This window comes from Chryseobacterium sp. SIMBA_028 (genome assembly GCF_046535285.1).
Classification (GTDB): Bacteria; Bacteroidota; Bacteroidia; order Flavobacteriales; family Weeksellaceae; genus Chryseobacterium.
Window position 1 is genome coordinate 197,796 of the sequence record NZ_JAWRWZ010000010.1, and the last position, 16,124, is coordinate 213,919.

Genomic DNA, 16,124 nt, shown 5'->3' on the forward strand with positions numbered 1-16,124 from the left:
CCATTCAAACCTGAAATACCGGAAAAGAAAACTCCCCACATCACTGTGAGGAGTTTTCTATATAATTATAATAAGCTGATTTTACTTTTGAACTGCTTTTTTCATTGCAGCATCCGGACGCAAAACTCTGTAACGTACTTCTATATCTTTTGGAACATAGAATACCAATGGTAATTTACTGTTGTATCTTACAATTTCCGGCTTAAGAGTAACAAACTTTTTAGAAAGTTTCTGCCCAGGGCAACCCATTAATGTTCCAGCTGTTTCTCCTTTAGATTCTACTTCATAATAGTTATATCCCCATCCCTGAAGATCCTGAGTTTTCATCTCTCCCATCAGGAAATAGTTGTTACAATCTAACATTTTCTCGGCTCCTACAAAAACTTCAACTTTTAAATCATTTTCATTTTTTGCTACAGGTAGCTGAATATATACTTGCTTGTATCCTTCTTTAGCTTTGGGGAACATTTCAATTTGCAGTTTTTCAAACTTCTGAGCTTTGGTTTGTCCGAAAGCACTTACTCCTGCCATCAATACCAATCCTGTAATTAAAGTTTTTGAAAATTTCATTTTATTTGGTTTTAAATTTCACTTACCTCCCTATAGCCAAAAATCATTCCAAAATCTGAACACCGGTTCCTTTTGTATGTGCATTCATCTGTGGAGCATAGTAGTTCTGCATAGTGGTAATCCCATTGGAGAACTTTCCAGATGCATTTGCAACTACATCATATTCAAAGACATATTTTCCTTTTGGCATGTATTGAATATAGAAGTTGGTAGAAGCATCTTTCGTAGACTGGTAATAGCCCAAATTATTTTTCCATTGGTATCCGGATAACGCATCCAACGGTTCAAATCCTGCAGCACGCATGTCTTTAATATGAATAAATTCCATAGCACGGTCTGTATTCAATATCATTCTTACGGTTACCTTATCTCCTACTTTCAGTGGGGTTTCCGGTGAAATCTTCTGAAGCTCTTCCCCGTTTACGGTTTTCACTTTTTTATAAAGTTCCTTGGTTACGGAAATATAATTTTCAGATGATTTAATCTTATCGAGATCTTCATAATACTGCCAGAATAATCCTCCCTGAACAATTCCAGGTCCTGGTTTCGTAATTGTTACGGTTGCCAGGTTTTTGTCTATCGTCTCTGTTTTTACAGCTGACTTCACATAACCTGTTGCCTGAGTCTGAGGAACAAGCTCTTTTCCGCCCCAAACTATCGTTGCTTTATCACTTTCTGCTCCTGTCCATGATTTCCCTGAATTCAGGATGGTAAAGATCACTTCTGAAGTCCCTCTTGAGCTTCCCCATGAGTTCACTTCTTTCTGGGTTACCAGCCAGATCTTCATCTCCTCAATAAAGTTCTGATCATTAGATTTCAGCTTATTGAAAGCTTCCAATGCCCCTGCATGGTTGACTACTTTTGAGCCAAACCAACCCCAGTCATTCAAATTCTGCTTCCAGTAAATACCTTGTGTTTTGGTATCTGTAGAAGTTTCTTTAAGGTAAGTCATCAATTTATCCGATACCTCTTTCATTCCGTAGTCATTCATTAATAAAGCAGCGCGGTGAAGTCCAAAGAATGTAAAATCAGTAATCTTAGCCCCTTTTGCTTTTTGTTTCACCATAGATTTCAAGGTAGCTCCTTTTCCTTTTAACGGATATTGTTTTTCCCAGTAGTTTCGGGTATCAAGATAATCAAGAACCCAATTGCTCCAGACGTTTGTATTTTTAATATCTGAATATTTACTGATTTCAGTATCCACATACTGAATTAATTTCGCTACCAGTTCTTTCTGTTCAGAACCTTGATAATCTGCCACATTATCTTTTAGCCAGAAATTGATCTTTCCAAGGCTTTTAAGGATATACAATGATGTTCCGTAAGAACTTGGATATCCCGGATACCATGAGAATCCACCATCCGGATTTTGTAATTTCTTAACTTCATCCCAATCCTGACTGATAGAGTTTTTCATTGTATTAGCATCAAACAAGAGTGCCAGTTTCTGCATTTGTTCATTCTCATTCTTACTATCCAATACCCAAGGTGTTTCTTCCAGTAGCAGCTGTTTCAGTTCCTGATTTTTTTCAAGGTTTGAATTTAATAATCCTTTGCTTTGGTATTCTTCGAAAATAGTTTTCATTTTCGGGTTGGCCTTAAATATTTCTGAAGCCAGTACATCTGCAAACCATTTGTTGAAGATGACATCTGCAGAGCTATTTTGATCACTCTTCAAACTAGGAAGCGCAAACATAATTTCCCAGATTGGGTTGGTGGTCAACTCTAATGTATTGGAAACGTTTGAAATGGTTGTTGAAGCAGTATCTTTAAGGTTATCCAGTACAAATGTTTTGGTTTCTCCTTCTTTCACAAAAACTGGAACAGCATCAGTTACCAGCATCCTGTTCGGTAATACAGCAACCGCCTGTTGCTCTCCATCAGAATAGGCTCCTGCTTTGGCCACCACCTTTAAAATAATCGATGAGACATTGTTTGGAACTTTTAACTTCCAGGTTAATGCTCCGTTTCCGTTTTCGGCCAAATCAAAATTTTGAGTTCCTGAAGCTACACCAAATTTTGAAGAGATATTTTCGTTTGTGAATGCATCCAGAATTTGTAATTCTGCAGAGCCACTCAGTTTTTTATCAGTAAGGTTTGATAATTTTGACTGTAGGTTCAATTCATCGCCCTCTCTTAAGAATCTAGGATAGTTTGGTGTTACAGAGAATTCTTTCTGTGTTACCACTTCTTTTTCCTGGGTAGCAGCTCTGGCATCCTTGGTATGAGCAAGGAACATCAGCTTCCATTTTGTAAGAGCTTCCGGTGATGTGAATTCAAAGCTTACATTGCCTTCTGCATCTGTTTTCAGATTCGGATAGAAGAATGCTGTTTCATTTAAGTTCTGGCGTACAGGTACTTTATCTAAATTCCCCTCTAAATTTCCAGCCCCATCTGCATATGTTTTTCTCTCTTCTTCCGATAACTCTCTTCCCGAATTCAAAATGTTAACTGCATTATCATCCATTCTAGTAGCTTCTAATCTCATTGTTGGAGGATTTTCTCTCTTCGCTGCCTTTACAGGTGCTGGAACAGCACTAGAGTACCCTCTAACTTTAACCCCAGCTGCTCGCCCTTGTAATGAATATGAAAAATCACCATCAAACCAATTAAAATCAGGAACTTCAACATAATTTCCGTTATAGTATTCCTGTCTTTTCTGATATCTTTTCTGCAACAGGTAATCCTGCATCGTGTAAGATGAAATCATAGTAAATGGTGTGTATAACTTCTCCCAGTTATATTCATTTTTAGCAAACTGATCCAGAGACATATCATACATATTGGCCAATACCTCTGCATTTACTTTTTCCTTGTCATTTCCGGTAACTTTAATGGTCCATTTTTCTTTTGAATTAGGCTCCAGTTTATCTCTGAAAGTAACCGTTTCTATTTTTAAAGGCTTCTCAGTATCTTTTATTTTCAGGGCCGCGCTCTGTGTCTCCACATCGTTGAATGCAACCAATTGAAACTGAAGATTAAGTTCTGATACATTCTTCTCTTTTGGAATATTGGTGGTATACTCTAACATTCCATTTTTCAGCTGATGGGTTTCTGAAATGGTTTTTCCCGATCCGTCCTGAACAAAAATATTTACCAAAGCATCAGGAATGGCAGAATACACATAAACTTTTGCTTTCTCACCTCTTGTTACTTCATCCTTTGGAGCAATAACAGTAAGAAATGTTTTTTGAGCCGGTTTCAGAGAATTTTTATCCCAAACACTGAAGTATTGAGCTGATTTTATGGTATCTTTTCCTTCAATATTGAACAATTCCAGCTGATAATCTCCTGCTTCCAACTTCCCTAAATCAAGGTTCGTTGAAAGTTGTGTGTTATCTGTTGATGCCGGTTGTTGTTTATCAGCAATTACTTTTTCTGTTTTCCAGTTTTTAATCTCATCATTTTTATCAAACCTATCGTGTGGGAACTTGCTGATAAATTCATCTTTTGAATATTTCGGTAAATTCTGAACCTCAGACTGGAAGTTACTTCTAAAAATCCTGTCCGGAGCTATCAGCTTTGACAACTTCATCTGATATGGTTTTTTAAGATTTTGTTCGTTATAGTTTTTTGTTTCTACCTTAAGCTTTACATTTTCGTCACTGAAAGTATTTTTCAGCTCATCGGCCTTAATGTAATGGGAAACTGAAGCTACCTTTAACTGTGTATTGGCAGACTGTGTTTCACCGTTAATATCTGTAACGGAAGCATTGATCTCATAGTTATCAATCTGTATTCCCTCTAGTTTTTCATCTTTCTTCAGATCCAGACGAATAACAAATTCTCCTTTTTCATTGGTCTTAGCTTCTCCCAGAATTGAGTTTTCGTTGTCGTCACCTCTTGGATACCACCAGAAATATCGCCATCTGATATTGTGCTTCTTGATTTCATAGCTCACTGTCGTATTGCTTAGCGCTACCCCTGAGAACATTGAGGCTTTCCCTTTAAGCTCTATGGTCTGACCGTATTTATATTCGTCTTTTACAGGCTCAAAGGTTACTTCAAATTTTGGTCTTTTGTACTCCTCTACTCGGATGTCCTTATATCCGTTGCTTGTACCATCTGTATTCAGATAGAAAACCCCGTTTAATTTTCCTTTTGGCAGCGTAAAGCTTCCATGATAGGTTCCAAATTCATTGGTTGTAAACTTCTGTGAAGAAACCTCCTGATTATTAGCGTCCAATAAGGTTATTTTTTGAGCTAATCCTGAAGCTACGGATTCAACCTCTTTGTTCAGTTGTACATTGATTACTTTGAAGTATACCATCTGTCCTGGTCGGTAGATAGCCCTGTCTGTGAAGATCTGCGCTTTGGATCTAGACTCCTTATTTGGGTTATAATCTTCTGTATTGGTTCTGTTTCCATATACCTGCATGATCTGGAAATCATTGGTCTTAGGCTGTTGGATCAGAAACGTTCTGTAATATTCTTTGCTGGTAGTAGCAGGAAGTTGGAAAACTCCTTTTTCGTTGGTTTTACCTGCAAGTTTGTTAACCGAGTTATTACCTGCAAATTCATGAAAGGTAAGATTTTCACTTATAACAGGCTTTCCGTTTTCACTGTTCACCAGTTTCAACTCATCTGAAAGCGAGTTTTTAGAAGACTTGTTTTGGTAAATGATCTTGCTTCCGGAAACAATGAAGTAAAAATTCTGTTGAGAATCAACATCATTAGTTTTATCATTTTCACCGCCCACTGAATATTCTACAACATAAATTCCTGACGGAAGTGGTTTAATTTCCAATGAAGTTTTATGAAGCTTATAATCCTTAGCATCTGAAAGCTGGTAATTTTCTTTTCTCACCAGGCTCTTTTTTATATTTTTGAAGTTCGTGCTTCCATAGGAATTTTGTACATATTTCATCAATGATGTAAAATCTTCTTTTACTTCATAAATATTTAAAGAAAAATCTGTAACATTTTGAGATTCTGCTACAAAATGAATAGGTAGATTATTTTGGGTCTGCTTTTCATACTTGATGGTTAACGACGGATTTTTAATCTGTGTTTCCTTACTTTTAATATTTCCAATGAAAGGAGATTTTGGATACTCACTTTTTGCCTGTTCTGCAATAGCTAGAGCTTCCTTAAATTTATCTTTCATCACAAGTTCAGTCATGATATCTTCCATGACCACCACTTTGTAATCTCCCTCTACATTAGATTTAGCAAGATTCTGAAGCTGTTCAAGTTTATCTTTACATTGATTGAAGTTGCAATTTTCAACCAATTTTTCTTTCATGAAATACAACTTGGAATTTCCGTTGTTTGAAGCAATCAAATCATCGAAAATGGCATTGATTGAGGTTCGGTTTTCTGCAAGCTCATTTTTGGTAAAAAGATTATTCTCCGATAAAAAGCCAATCTTTTTAAGTGCATACCAATCGTAAAGGCTTGGGAAGTAGGCAATATCTTTTGTCTCTGAAAACAACGTCTTATACTTTTCCAAGGAAGCCTTTTTCAGGTCCTGTTTCTGCTGATCCAGATCCTGATAATTTTTGGTTAAATAATTTTTAAAATCAAGCTTTGACCATGTCTCAATCTGTGAAACATCTTGTGTATTGATATTGGTTCTTCCATTGATCTTCCAATAGTTCTGGTTGTAGTAATCCTGAAAAAAACCGTTCAGGAGAACTTTGTAAACTAATTTCTCTTCTCCTTTCAGTTTTCCTTCGGCATCCTGTAGCTTACTGAAGAATTTTGAAACCGAATCATTCTTTTCATCGTCTACAGTTTGCTGTACAATGCTGAACTCTGCTTTCAGGGAACGGATCAGCTGAATTGTATTATTTTCTTTCATGGCTTTGTTTTCTAGTTCCAAAATAATGGGAAGATTAGATTTATAAGCTCCTTTCTGACTATTTTCTGCTATCTTTTTCCACTGGTCGTCATAATATTTCTGCGCGAAAACCGGTGAAAAGCCCAGTGATAAAAGCGAAAGCATAAATATCTTGGAAAATCTTTTCATATATATTAAATTTGATAAATGAACATTTTAAAAATACTGAAAAAATCCGTTATAGACAGTCAAGTTTACGTATCCTTAATGGGAACCCTTTTTGCAGTATTTTTCATGAAAGAGCAAAACACATTCCGTTTGCCCACTATTCTTCTAATTTTCATCACCTATTTCAGTGGTTATCTTTATACTAAGTATCAATACACAAGGCATTTTTTCAAAATACTGGTTTTAAATGCAGTTGCAGGAGTTGTCTGTGCCTTTCTCATCATTCACAATCACAATGAAATAAGACTATTGAAATGGTTTGTCATTGTAGTTCTTGGATTGTTATACAACAGTTTTTTTCTTGATGTTTATATCCGAAAAATTCCGTTGCTTAAAGTATTCTATGTGGGGCTAGTCTGGGCATTGGTTAATTGCTGGCTTACCCTTCCGGAATTCAGTCTGCCTATTTTTTTGATCAGTTTCTTCTACATCACAGCTTTGGTACTTCCCTTTGACATTCGGGATATGAATAGTGATACCGTAAAGACTTTTCCCATGTTAATAGGCATTCAAAACACAAAGTACATTGCCTATGGTCTTGTTTTCATAAGCAGCCTTATAGGTGTTTTTTACCTTAAACCACTGTATGCCGCTTCATTTTTTTTAGCCACTATTATCACCTGCATTCTTATTTATTTCTCTGAAAATAAAAGAGATGACTCATATTTTTCATTCGGTGTGGAAACTTGTTCAGCACTTCCTTTTTTATTTTTACTAATAATGGAGTATTTTTGACGAATGATTATCAAGAAGCTTTCCCTTTACAATTTCAAGAACCACTCTGAGAAAAAGTTTGAATTTTCCCCGCAGATCAACTGTTTTGTGGGCAATAACGGAGCGGGAAAGACCAATATTCTGGACGCCCTTCATTATTTATCCGTAGGTAAAAGCTTTTTGGGGAATACAGACCTCAATAACATCAAAAGAGGAGAAGATTTTTTTACGCTTGATGCTGAAATTCAGAACGAAGATAGTGAAGATATCATTAGAATTACCCAGCCTAAGGAGGCCAAAAAAGTCATCAAAAAAAATGATAAAAGCTATGACAGACTTGCAGATCATATCGGTTATTTACCTAGTGTGATGATTTCTCCTTATGATTCCAACCTTATTTCAGATTCCGGAGAAAGCAGAAGAAAGTTTCTGGATTCCATGATTTCTCAAACTGATTCAGAATATCTTTTTGACCTGATCCAATACCAAAAAACCATTCAGCAGAGAAATGCCTTACTGAAATATTTTGCCAAAAATAGAGTCTGGGACAAGGATTCTCTGGAAATTTATGATGAACCGATCGCTCGATTTGGAACCAAGATTTTTAATAAGAGAAAAGTATTTGTAGAGCGCTTAAATCCTATTGTACAGAATTTTTATCAAATTATTTCCGGAGGAAAAGAGACTGTTTCAGTGATCTATGAATCTCATTTACTGGAAAATACTTTTGCAGAGCTTTTAAAGGAAAGCCTTGAAAAAGACCGTATGCTTACCTACACTTCCAGGGGAATTCACAAGGACGATCTTCTTTTTGAGATGGATCATGTTCTCATCAAGAAAATTGGTTCTCAGGGACAGCAGAAGTCATTCCTTATTTCACTTAAACTTGCTCAAATGAGCCTTGTTAAAGAACTTACCAAGAAAACTCCTATTCTTCTACTGGATGATATTTTTGATAAACTTGATGATACAAGAGTTTCTCAATTAATTGAATTGGTAAACAGGGAAAGTTTTGGACAGATATTCATTACGGATACTCACAGAGAGCGAACCGAAAGTGTGGTAAAAAAAATTAATGAGGAAAGTATTATATTTGAGGTATGATCTCTAGGATTTTTATTATCGTATTTTCACTGTTATTTACGTTTTCATTCAGCCAAAAAAAGAAGAAAGCGAAAAATTTACTTGCTGAGATCCACAGATACCAGCATGGTGAAATTAATACAAGCTATAAACCTATTCCTTTACAGAAAAGGGTATCCAGATTTCCGTTTGATAAAACGACCAAGGTTAAAATTATTTTCTACAATCTAAACTATAAAGGAGCAAAAGGTTATACACCGCCGCCTCCTCCGGTAACCAAGCAGGATTCCATTAACTTAAAGACTTATTATGAGAACCTTAAAAAATATAAATCTGTTGAGATAAAAGACCTTATTAAGGATATCAACCCCAAAGGTATACAGGAGTCAAAAACACTAAACTTAACTGAAATTTCAGAACTCAGTGATGTTTTGTATAATACCTGCCACAAATATTATGTTTCCTATACTTCTCAAAGCGGATGTTTTTTTCCAAGAAATGCGATCTTGTTTTATGATGAAAGTGATAGGGTTTTTGCTTATTTTGAAATTTGTTTTGAATGCTCGGGAATAGAATCTTTTCCAAAGGATATGATGGATTCTTTCGAGGCCTGTGAATTTCTTTATCCTGATCTTGAGAAGTTTTTTAAAAATAAAGGTTTAACAACCGAATACGTACCGTAAAAGTAATATGAAGAAGAAAAAGCGCGAATATCAATCCTCTGAACTTGTAAAATCTTTTGCAAGAATCTATGGTTTTGAAGATAAGCTGATAGCTTTTGACATTAAAGACTTCCTTGAGGACTATCTTGATGAAAGCCTTTTCCGTGAGATTAAAAGTGTGAATATTGAAAATAAATGCATTATTATTAAAATTGATTCTCCATTACTTAAAAATGACTTCAAAATGCGTAAGACATTCTATCTGAAGAAGTTTCAGGATAAATTTGGGACAGAGCAATTTCATGATCTTCAGATATTCTAGAATTTTTCCTGTGTATCTATATTGTAAGTAAGTATTGTTTAAAATTATATCACTATACTTAGAAATAATTTGATATATTTAAAGTTCATAAAAAATTATTTTATCATGAAAAAAATACTTACATCGAAGAAATTATCCAGAAACAATTTAAAGGCTATTCAAGGTGCAGGGCAAATGGTATGTTGTCTTGTAAGCTGTGGAGATACCAGTCAATGTATTTTTTGGGAACAATTACCCGCAGAATGTCCAGAGTTTCCTTACTGTCTTTAAAAGCTATACCATAGACTAAAATAAAACGAGACGACCTTAATAAGATCGTCTCGTTTTATTTTTATTAATGTTCTTCTGATTTATTAGAAATCGTACTGCTCATCAGGTCATCCGCTTTTTTATCGAGTCCTGAGCTTAGTGGCAAGAAAAATTTCAATGGATGCTTTGTAAAATATCTGAAAATTTCTTTGTAGATTTCACTCACCTGTCCGAAATTCATCTTTCTTGATCTAAAAGCAAGGAACATAGATAAACTGAAACTTACCAGGAAGTTGAAAAATCCGATTAAGAAAACCGTTACAAAAGACATCCAGAATGTATAGGAATCTACAGAGAAATCTTTTCCGTACAATCCCAGTGCAAAGTTTCCGGCTGCAAAGGTAATGTGTCTGATATCAAGATCAAGCCCAAAGAACATTCCTACAGGCGCTGTAGCACCAAGGAAAACTCCAAACCAAAAGTTGGAAACAATTCCCGGCCAGTTCTTGGCATAATACTTAGACAGGCCTTTAGCAAATTTTTTTCCGAAGAAGCTTCTGATAGAAAGGTTTTTCGCTATTCTCTCCGGAATCTGATAAAATACGGAGTTGTTTCCTATATTCCCTGAAATAATCCCTGAAATAAAAAGGTAAAAACCCGCAATACTGGCATGCAGAATGGCCTTGGATTTAAAAGGATCAAGATCCTTTAATAATTTATCTGATCTTTCGACAGCCAGATTTTGGGAGAAGAATACATCCAGTCCATAAATAATGGCCAAAGCCACCGGAAAGGCAAGCAATACGTTCCCAACAAAGGCGATAAACTGACTTCTGAAAAGCTTTGACACAAGGTGTGCAAATTCGGTGTTATTTCTTTTGTTATTTCCTTCTTCAGACAATACCTTGGTCATCGTAGCAGCAGTCATAGCCGGCTGTTTTGTTGCCAGTGTAAAACCCATCAAATAGATCATGACAAATCCCATGGCATAGTTCATTGAATAAAGGAATGCGTGTGAGAAATCACTTCCCGGAATATACCCGTACAGCATTTTCAATACACAGAGTGCACCCACAATGATACCTCCTCCACTGGCCTTATAAAACATGGTCATATACTCCTTTCTGGTAGAAGTAATATAATGGGTTCCTGTTTCTGCAGTATGATTGGTAATAAGGTGAGAAATCAACCTTGTACTATCGTTGATAAGATCTGCAATATTATTTTTATGAGATTTATAATTCAGGATATTAAAAACCAATTGCTTGGATCTAATAAGAACATCTTCTTCATTATCAATAACCAACAGCTGTACGATCTCATAGATTCTATCGGTCTGTTGTTTGATCTTCAGCAAGGATTGGTTAATCTTTCCTGAAATACCATACTTCGCAGAATTTTTAAAAGCGATATTAACAAATTCAATGCATTGCTCTGAATAGATCTTAATCTGCTTATATCTGCTGTCCTTGGAATGCAGTTGTAATTCAGGATCTTTTACCAAGTCTTCTGCCAATGTTTCCAGCTCGTTTTGAAGAGCTAAAAACGGGTTATCCAGATTTCTGTACTGTGGCGCCATTCTTACGACATCCACTTCCATGGCCATTCCTGTTACCCTCCAGGAAAGGATATTCATAGAGAAGATAAGTTCCTTTTTTACATTGGGTTTGGTAATAAAATCTGCAGCGCCTAAAAGATTCAAAAATTCATTAATTTCATTTTCAGGAAGATTATGAAGATATTCAAGATCTTTTTTCGGTCTAAGACTTATATTATCAATCATATACCACACCGTTTTTTCATTTTCAACGGGTGGTAAAACCTTGTTCAGGATCCTTTTTTTAAGTTCCGGGAAAAAGGCATTTTCTGAAAGAATATTCGCTTCTGTCAATGACAGGTTGAATGGTCTTCCTTTAAAAATATTATGAATGTAATGTTTAAAGTTTTCTGCAAAGTTCGGATTGCTTCTCAGGAAATTGATCACATCTGTAAAGTCTGCCCTTTTTACGCTCTCTAAAAACTCTGCAAAAGGTTCTAAAGAAAGGGTTTCGTTCTTAAAAGAAAAATATTTTTTAAGAACTGACTCAAAATTTGTGCTGGAATTAAAGAATTTCATTAGTACAAAGATACTATTTCAAACTCACATTCCTCATCTGTCTCATGATCCAATTATGTTTCTTTCTTAGATATGGGGATGGATTCTTTGGATCATACTTCTTTGGATTGGGCAGTACAGCGGCAATCCATGCTGCATCTGAAGCACTTAGATCTTTGGATGATTTTCCAAAATAATATTGTGCTGCCGCCTCTACACCAAATACTCCCTGTCCCATTTCAATGGAATTCAGGTATCTTTCAAGGATGATATCCTTACTCCATACTTTTTCAATAATAAAAGTATAAACGGCTTCTAATCCTTTTCTTACCCAGCTTCTGCCCTGCCAAAGGAAAACATTCTTTGCCGTCTGCTGAGAAATGGTACTTCCCCCTCTTATTTTTTTTCCTTTTTCATTATACTTCATCGCTTTTTCAATGGCTGTATAATCAAATCCATCATGATCAAAGAATTTTTGGTCCTCTGAAGCAATTACTGCTTTCTTTACATTATTTCCCATTTCATCATAGGAAATATAATCTCTGTGTAGTTTTCCGTATTCAAAAAGCCCTCCTATCTGGGTAAGGGTTATAGGCGGATTAAAAAATCTGCCCCAGATGATAAAAACCACGTTCAGAACAAGAACGATGAAAATAAGCTGTTTAATTTTTTTCCACATAACTTTTAAAAAGGAAAGGCAAAAATAAGCAAATACTCCGATTTACTGCAACTCTTTCATATAGGTAAGTTGATAATCCTGCAAAAGTTCAGGATGAAAGATTTTGATATAGTCTTTCAGGATCAAATCAGCTCTTACCACTCCACTTTCAAAGAAGTCATTCGCTTTTTGTTTTTCCTTTCCTGCAATGGTATAGATTTTACCTTTATTGAATACATCCAGCTTTCCGTAGAAAGGATTCATTCCCAGCATTTCCTTTTTTGAAGTATGGCTTCCGGCATTTACCCAGTACTGAACACCTCCTGCCTTGGCATATACCTCTTCAAAACTCATGGTAAGGGCTTTTTCCTCTTTATTATCTTTCATAATATAATTCGCGTTGGCGTCAGCAATATAATGAGCCACAGAAGTATTTCCACCCGGAAGGTACCATACATCACCGTACATTTCATTGGCTAATACTACAGGCTTTTCTTTTGCTTTCAATGCCATTTGCTTCAGGTCATTATAGTTTTTCTCTACCTCCTGATATTTGGTTTCCGCTTCTTTCTCCTTTCCTAAAAATTCTCCAAAGAGCTTTATGTAGGCTGTTTTTTGTAGTGGCTGCTGCTCCATATACTCATCCAAAAACACAACCTGAATTCCATTGTTCTTCAGTAATTGATAGGTATTGTCAAAACTTGCAATATAATTGGTAAAAATAGCATCCGGCTTCATGGAAATAATTTTTTCCACGTCATATTTCTGCTCGCTTCCTACATTTTGAATTTTCCCTTCTTTAAGCAGGTTCTGAATCTTCTCTGAATAAATATATTCCGGACTTGAAACTCCTATAATCAGATTTTCTGCTCCCAGTTCTGAAATATACCCTGCCATACTTGCATTCAGTAGGATAATCTTCTTGAAAGGAGTTTGATTTTTATTAAAATTATAGGTGAAATTTCCCGATTTTAACTCCAAGACACCGTCCTGATCTTTAAATTGGGTACGACTCGAGATATTTGTCCAATCTGAGGACGAAATTTTTGTTTCTCTTTTACAGGCAATTAGCGAAAATACCGTAAATAAAAGTAAAATTTTCTGTTTCATCTTTCAAAGAAAAGAAAAAAGTGCTATATTTGCAAACCCTTAAACAACAAGGCAACACAAGGCCTCGTGGCGCAACTGAATAGCGCATCTGATTACGGCTCAGAAGGTTACAGGTTTGAATCCTGTCGAGGTCACTTTAGGAGACAACTATTTAATAGTTGTCTCTCTTTTTATACCCATAAACACTTCTTTATCAATATCTTAAAATCTATCGATGTTTTAAGCGTAAAATGCTTGATCTGTTTTAAACATATAATTTGAAATTGCGTCAACAATAATCTTATACAATATTAAATTTTAAACAAAAAAAATCCCGAATTAACCGGGATTTTGATTTTCTGATATTCAAATTTATTTGATCTCTACAGGAACTGAGATTTTATCCCAATCCATTGTGAATCCATTATTGTTTATTTTATACACTAAAGCTTCCTGTGTTGCTGGTAAAGCTTTTGTTTTAACATCAACACGTAAAGCATCTTTAGCTTGTTCGTATTTATAAGCGCCCCATTGTTTTGGCTCCTTGTTAAAAATCACAGTCCAGGTTCCACTTTGTTTAGGGATTAAGAAAAAGCTGTATTTACCTGCTGGCAGTGATTTACCCTGAACAGTAATGTCTTTATCCGTTTCGAAAGTAGTTGCTTCATTGGCACCCGCACGCCAAACTTTATCATAAGCTTCCAAACCACCCCAGATTGTACGCCCTTTAACAGAAGGACTGCTATAGGCTATCGTAATGGTTGCATCTTTAATTTTTCCCGTAGCAGTAGCTGGAGGGCTGGCAGGTTTTTTAGTGTCCTGTGCAAAGGCATTCAAGGAGATTGTCATTGTCGCCACAAGGACGGCAGCAGATTTAATGATGGTTTTCATAATATTTTTATTTGTTTATTGTTGTTCGTTTACGAATTTACTGCTTTCTGCTTATAAAACAGTAATCCGATTGCCGAAAATATAATGACCGCCGCAGCCCCGATTACATTAAGCCAAAGGAAAGAAACGACATCAAACTTATAAACGGCAATAACCGCAATTTCTGATAAAATTGCAGCAATAAATACATTTGAGCCTGTGATTTTTTTATAGTAAAATGCGACCAGAAAAATCCCCAATATCGGGCCATAGAAAAGAGAACCCAATACATTAACCGCTTCAATAAGGGAACCCATTTGAGTGGCAAACATGGCGACGCCAATGGAGAAAATACCCCACGCTAAAGTATGCAGGCGACTGTACTTCAATTCGGTGGCATCATCAGGAATTTCTTTTTTAAATATCAAATGAACATCTTTTAATGAGCAGGCGGCAAGGGAATTCAGTGCTGCAGAAATGGAACCCCAGCTGGCCAGAAAAATGACGGCAAACAGTAAACCGATCATCCCTACAGGCAAGGTATTTTTCACAAAATACAGGAAGATATAATTGGTATCCGTCTTCTCTGCATTATAGTTTGAACTATTGATCGCTTCCTCTACCCTGCCGTGAAGTTCTTTTACCTGGGTTTGTGTATTTTTAAAATCCTGAATTGTTTTGTTAAGTTGGGGAGAATGAGTTTCTTTCAACTTTAGAATTTCTTTCGATTCTGCATTAAATTTTATTTGCAGATTCTGATGTTCTTTTTCAAAAACCGCAGCCTGTTCAGGTTTTGTTTCCTTTAAATATTGATAAGACCGTTCGTTAAAATAAATCGGAGCCGGTTTTAGAGAAAAGAAAGCGAAAAGTAAAGCACCAATCAGGAGAATAGCAAACTGCATCGGAATCTTAACCAATCCGTTCAACAGCAAACCCATTTTTGCATTGGTATTATCCTTCGCAGTAATATACCTCCCCACCTGACTCTGATCCGTCCCGAAGTAAGAAAGCGCCAGAAAAAAACCACCAATGAGCCCGCTCCAAATATTGTATTTATCTTTCCAGTCGAATTCTGTGGTGATTACATTGAGCTTTCCGGATTTCCCAGCCAGATACAACGCATCGTTAAAACCAATTCCATTCGGCATATTTTCAATAAGCAAATACCCTGCAAAAGCCATTGTTCCCAGGATAATGAGAAACTGTAATTTTTGAGTGTGAGCAATTGCCTTTGCCCCGCCAACATAGGTATAAATCAACAGAATCCCCCCTGTTAAGACATTGGTTAAATAAATATTCCAGTTTAAAACGCTTGACAAGATAATACTGGGAGCATAAATGCTGATTCCTGTTGATAAGCCTCTGGAAAAAAGAAAAAGCATTGAAGTAAGCACCCTTGTTTTCTTATCAAAACGGTTTTCTAAATATTCATAGGCAGTATAAACATTTAAACGCTGAAAAATCGGGATGAAAGTGATGCAGATCACAATCATTGCCAAAGGCAAACCAAAGTAATACTGAACGAAACGCATGCCGTCTGTATACGCCTGACCCGGTGCTGAAAGAAATGTAATGGCACTTGCCTGCGTGGCCATAATCCCTATCAGCACAATGTACCAAGGCATTTTATTATCTGCCTTCAGGTAGGATTCGTTGCTTTTTTGGCCACGACCGATGAATACGCCGTAAACCACCACTGCAACAAGTGTAACAATGAGAACTGTCCAATCTATATTACTCATGCCCAAAATTTAGTAAATAAATAATAAAATGCAATCTGCAATACTAATGCAGCTGCTAAT

At 36.0% G+C, this 16,124-nt stretch carries 12 protein-coding genes and 1 tRNA gene; 6 read left to right on the forward strand and 7 right to left on the reverse strand.

All coding sequences use genetic code 11. From position 1 onward, the window contains the following. Positions 1 to 81: 81 nt before the first annotated feature. Together SCA31_RS15025 and SCA31_RS15030 are read right to left on the reverse strand one after the other, a co-directional pair. Positions 82 to 570 carry an ecotin gene (locus SCA31_RS15025; RefSeq protein ID WP_410697773.1) on the reverse strand — a complete coding sequence of 163 codons (489 nt, stop codon included), beginning with the start codon at positions 568 to 570 and terminating at the stop codon, positions 82 to 84. A gap of 43 nt (positions 571 to 613) precedes the next feature. After that, positions 614 to 6,541: an alpha-2-macroglobulin family protein gene (locus tag SCA31_RS15030; protein ID WP_410697774.1), complete on the reverse strand. Its 5,928-nt coding sequence runs from the start codon at positions 6,539 to 6,541 to the stop codon at positions 614 to 616. An 18-nt stretch (positions 6,542 to 6,559) separates the two neighbouring features. Between SCA31_RS15030 and SCA31_RS15035 the strand changes: the two genes are divergently transcribed. The 5 genes from SCA31_RS15035 (at position 6,560) to SCA31_RS15055 (ending at position 9,631) form a co-directional block, all read left to right on the forward strand. After that, on the forward strand, positions 6,560 to 7,315 hold the full coding sequence (locus tag SCA31_RS15035; protein ID WP_410697775.1) for a hypothetical protein: 756 nt from the start codon (positions 6,560 to 6,562) through the stop codon (positions 7,313 to 7,315). Positions 7,316 to 7,318: 3 nt separating this feature from the next. Next, positions 7,319 to 8,398, forward strand: coding sequence for a DNA replication/repair protein RecF (gene recF, locus SCA31_RS15040; protein WP_410697776.1), 1,080 nt, complete (start codon positions 7,319 to 7,321; stop codon positions 8,396 to 8,398). After that, positions 8,395 to 9,060 carry a hypothetical protein gene (locus SCA31_RS15045; protein WP_410697777.1) on the forward strand — a complete coding sequence of 222 codons (666 nt, stop codon included), beginning with the start codon at positions 8,395 to 8,397 and terminating at the stop codon, positions 9,058 to 9,060. Before recF ends, SCA31_RS15045 begins: the two co-directional genes overlap by 4 nt. Before the next feature lie 7 nt (positions 9,061 to 9,067). After that, the gene (locus SCA31_RS15050) at positions 9,068 to 9,361 is read left to right on the forward strand and encodes a hypothetical protein (RefSeq protein WP_076351152.1); all 294 of its coding nucleotides are present in this window, start codon (positions 9,068 to 9,070) and stop codon (positions 9,359 to 9,361) included. 105 nt (positions 9,362 to 9,466) lie between these two features. Then, positions 9,467 to 9,631, forward strand: a complete 165-nt coding sequence (locus SCA31_RS15055) for a bacteriocin-like protein (protein WP_410697778.1) — start codon at positions 9,467 to 9,469, stop codon at positions 9,629 to 9,631. A gap of 64 nt (positions 9,632 to 9,695) precedes the next feature. Here the strand turns inward: SCA31_RS15055 and SCA31_RS15060 are convergent, their stop codons facing one another. The 3 genes from SCA31_RS15060 to SCA31_RS15070 are packed head-to-tail and all read right to left on the reverse strand — an operon-like array spanning position 9,696 to position 13,473. Beyond that, positions 9,696 to 11,726 carry a recombinase gene (locus SCA31_RS15060; protein ID WP_410697779.1) on the reverse strand — a complete coding sequence of 677 codons (2,031 nt, stop codon included), beginning with the start codon at positions 11,724 to 11,726 and terminating at the stop codon, positions 9,696 to 9,698. Positions 11,727 to 11,739: 13 nt separating this feature from the next. Further along, on the reverse strand, positions 11,740 to 12,384 hold the full coding sequence (mtgA, locus tag SCA31_RS15065) for a monofunctional biosynthetic peptidoglycan transglycosylase (protein ID WP_410697780.1): 645 nt from the start codon (positions 12,382 to 12,384) through the stop codon (positions 11,740 to 11,742). Between the two features lie 42 nt (positions 12,385 to 12,426). Further along, positions 12,427 to 13,473, reverse strand: a complete 1,047-nt coding sequence (locus SCA31_RS15070; RefSeq protein ID WP_410697781.1) for an ABC transporter substrate-binding protein — start codon at positions 13,471 to 13,473, stop codon at positions 12,427 to 12,429. Between the two features lie 60 nt (positions 13,474 to 13,533). On the opposite strand from SCA31_RS15070, the gene SCA31_RS15075 reads away from it, so the two are divergent. Further along, positions 13,534 to 13,607, forward strand: a tRNA-Arg gene (locus tag SCA31_RS15075). A 217-nt stretch (positions 13,608 to 13,824) separates the two neighbouring features. Here the strand turns inward: SCA31_RS15075 and SCA31_RS15080 are convergent. Beyond that, positions 13,825 to 14,343 carry a DUF2911 domain-containing protein gene (locus SCA31_RS15080; protein WP_410697782.1) on the reverse strand — a complete coding sequence of 173 codons (519 nt, stop codon included), beginning with the start codon at positions 14,341 to 14,343 and terminating at the stop codon, positions 13,825 to 13,827. Positions 14,344 to 14,372: 29 nt separating this feature from the next. Then, positions 14,373 to 16,064: a sodium:solute symporter gene (locus SCA31_RS15085; protein WP_410697783.1), complete on the reverse strand. Its 1,692-nt coding sequence runs from the start codon at positions 16,062 to 16,064 to the stop codon at positions 14,373 to 14,375. Positions 16,065 to 16,124: the final 60 nt, after the last annotated feature.

Bases quoted from the DNA above. Each gene is read 5' to 3' on its own strand.
- SCA31_RS15025 (WP_410697773.1), bottom strand. From the start codon at position 570: ATGAAATTTTCAAAAACTTTAATTACAGGATTGGTATTGATGGCAGGA.
- SCA31_RS15030 (WP_410697774.1), bottom strand. From the start codon at position 6,541: ATGAAAAGATTTTCCAAGATATTTATGCTTTCGCTTTTATCACTGGGC.
- SCA31_RS15035 (WP_410697775.1), top strand. From the start codon at position 6,560: ATGAACATTTTAAAAATACTGAAAAAATCCGTTATAGACAGTCAAGTT.
- recF (WP_410697776.1), top strand. From the start codon at position 7,319: ATGATTATCAAGAAGCTTTCCCTTTACAATTTCAAGAACCACTCTGAG.
- SCA31_RS15045 (WP_410697777.1), top strand. From the start codon at position 8,395: ATGATCTCTAGGATTTTTATTATCGTATTTTCACTGTTATTTACGTTT.
- SCA31_RS15050 (WP_076351152.1), top strand. From the start codon at position 9,068: ATGAAGAAGAAAAAGCGCGAATATCAATCCTCTGAACTTGTAAAATCT.
- SCA31_RS15055 (WP_410697778.1), top strand. From the start codon at position 9,467: ATGAAAAAAATACTTACATCGAAGAAATTATCCAGAAACAATTTAAAG.
- SCA31_RS15060 (WP_410697779.1), bottom strand. From the start codon at position 11,726: ATGAAATTCTTTAATTCCAGCACAAATTTTGAGTCAGTTCTTAAAAAA.
- mtgA (WP_410697780.1), bottom strand. From the start codon at position 12,384: ATGTGGAAAAAAATTAAACAGCTTATTTTCATCGTTCTTGTTCTGAAC.
- SCA31_RS15070 (WP_410697781.1), bottom strand. From the start codon at position 13,473: ATGAAACAGAAAATTTTACTTTTATTTACGGTATTTTCGCTAATTGCC.
- SCA31_RS15080 (WP_410697782.1), bottom strand. From the start codon at position 14,343: ATGAAAACCATCATTAAATCTGCTGCCGTCCTTGTGGCGACAATGACA.
- SCA31_RS15085 (WP_410697783.1), bottom strand. From the start codon at position 16,064: ATGAGTAATATAGATTGGACAGTTCTCATTGTTACACTTGTTGCAGTG.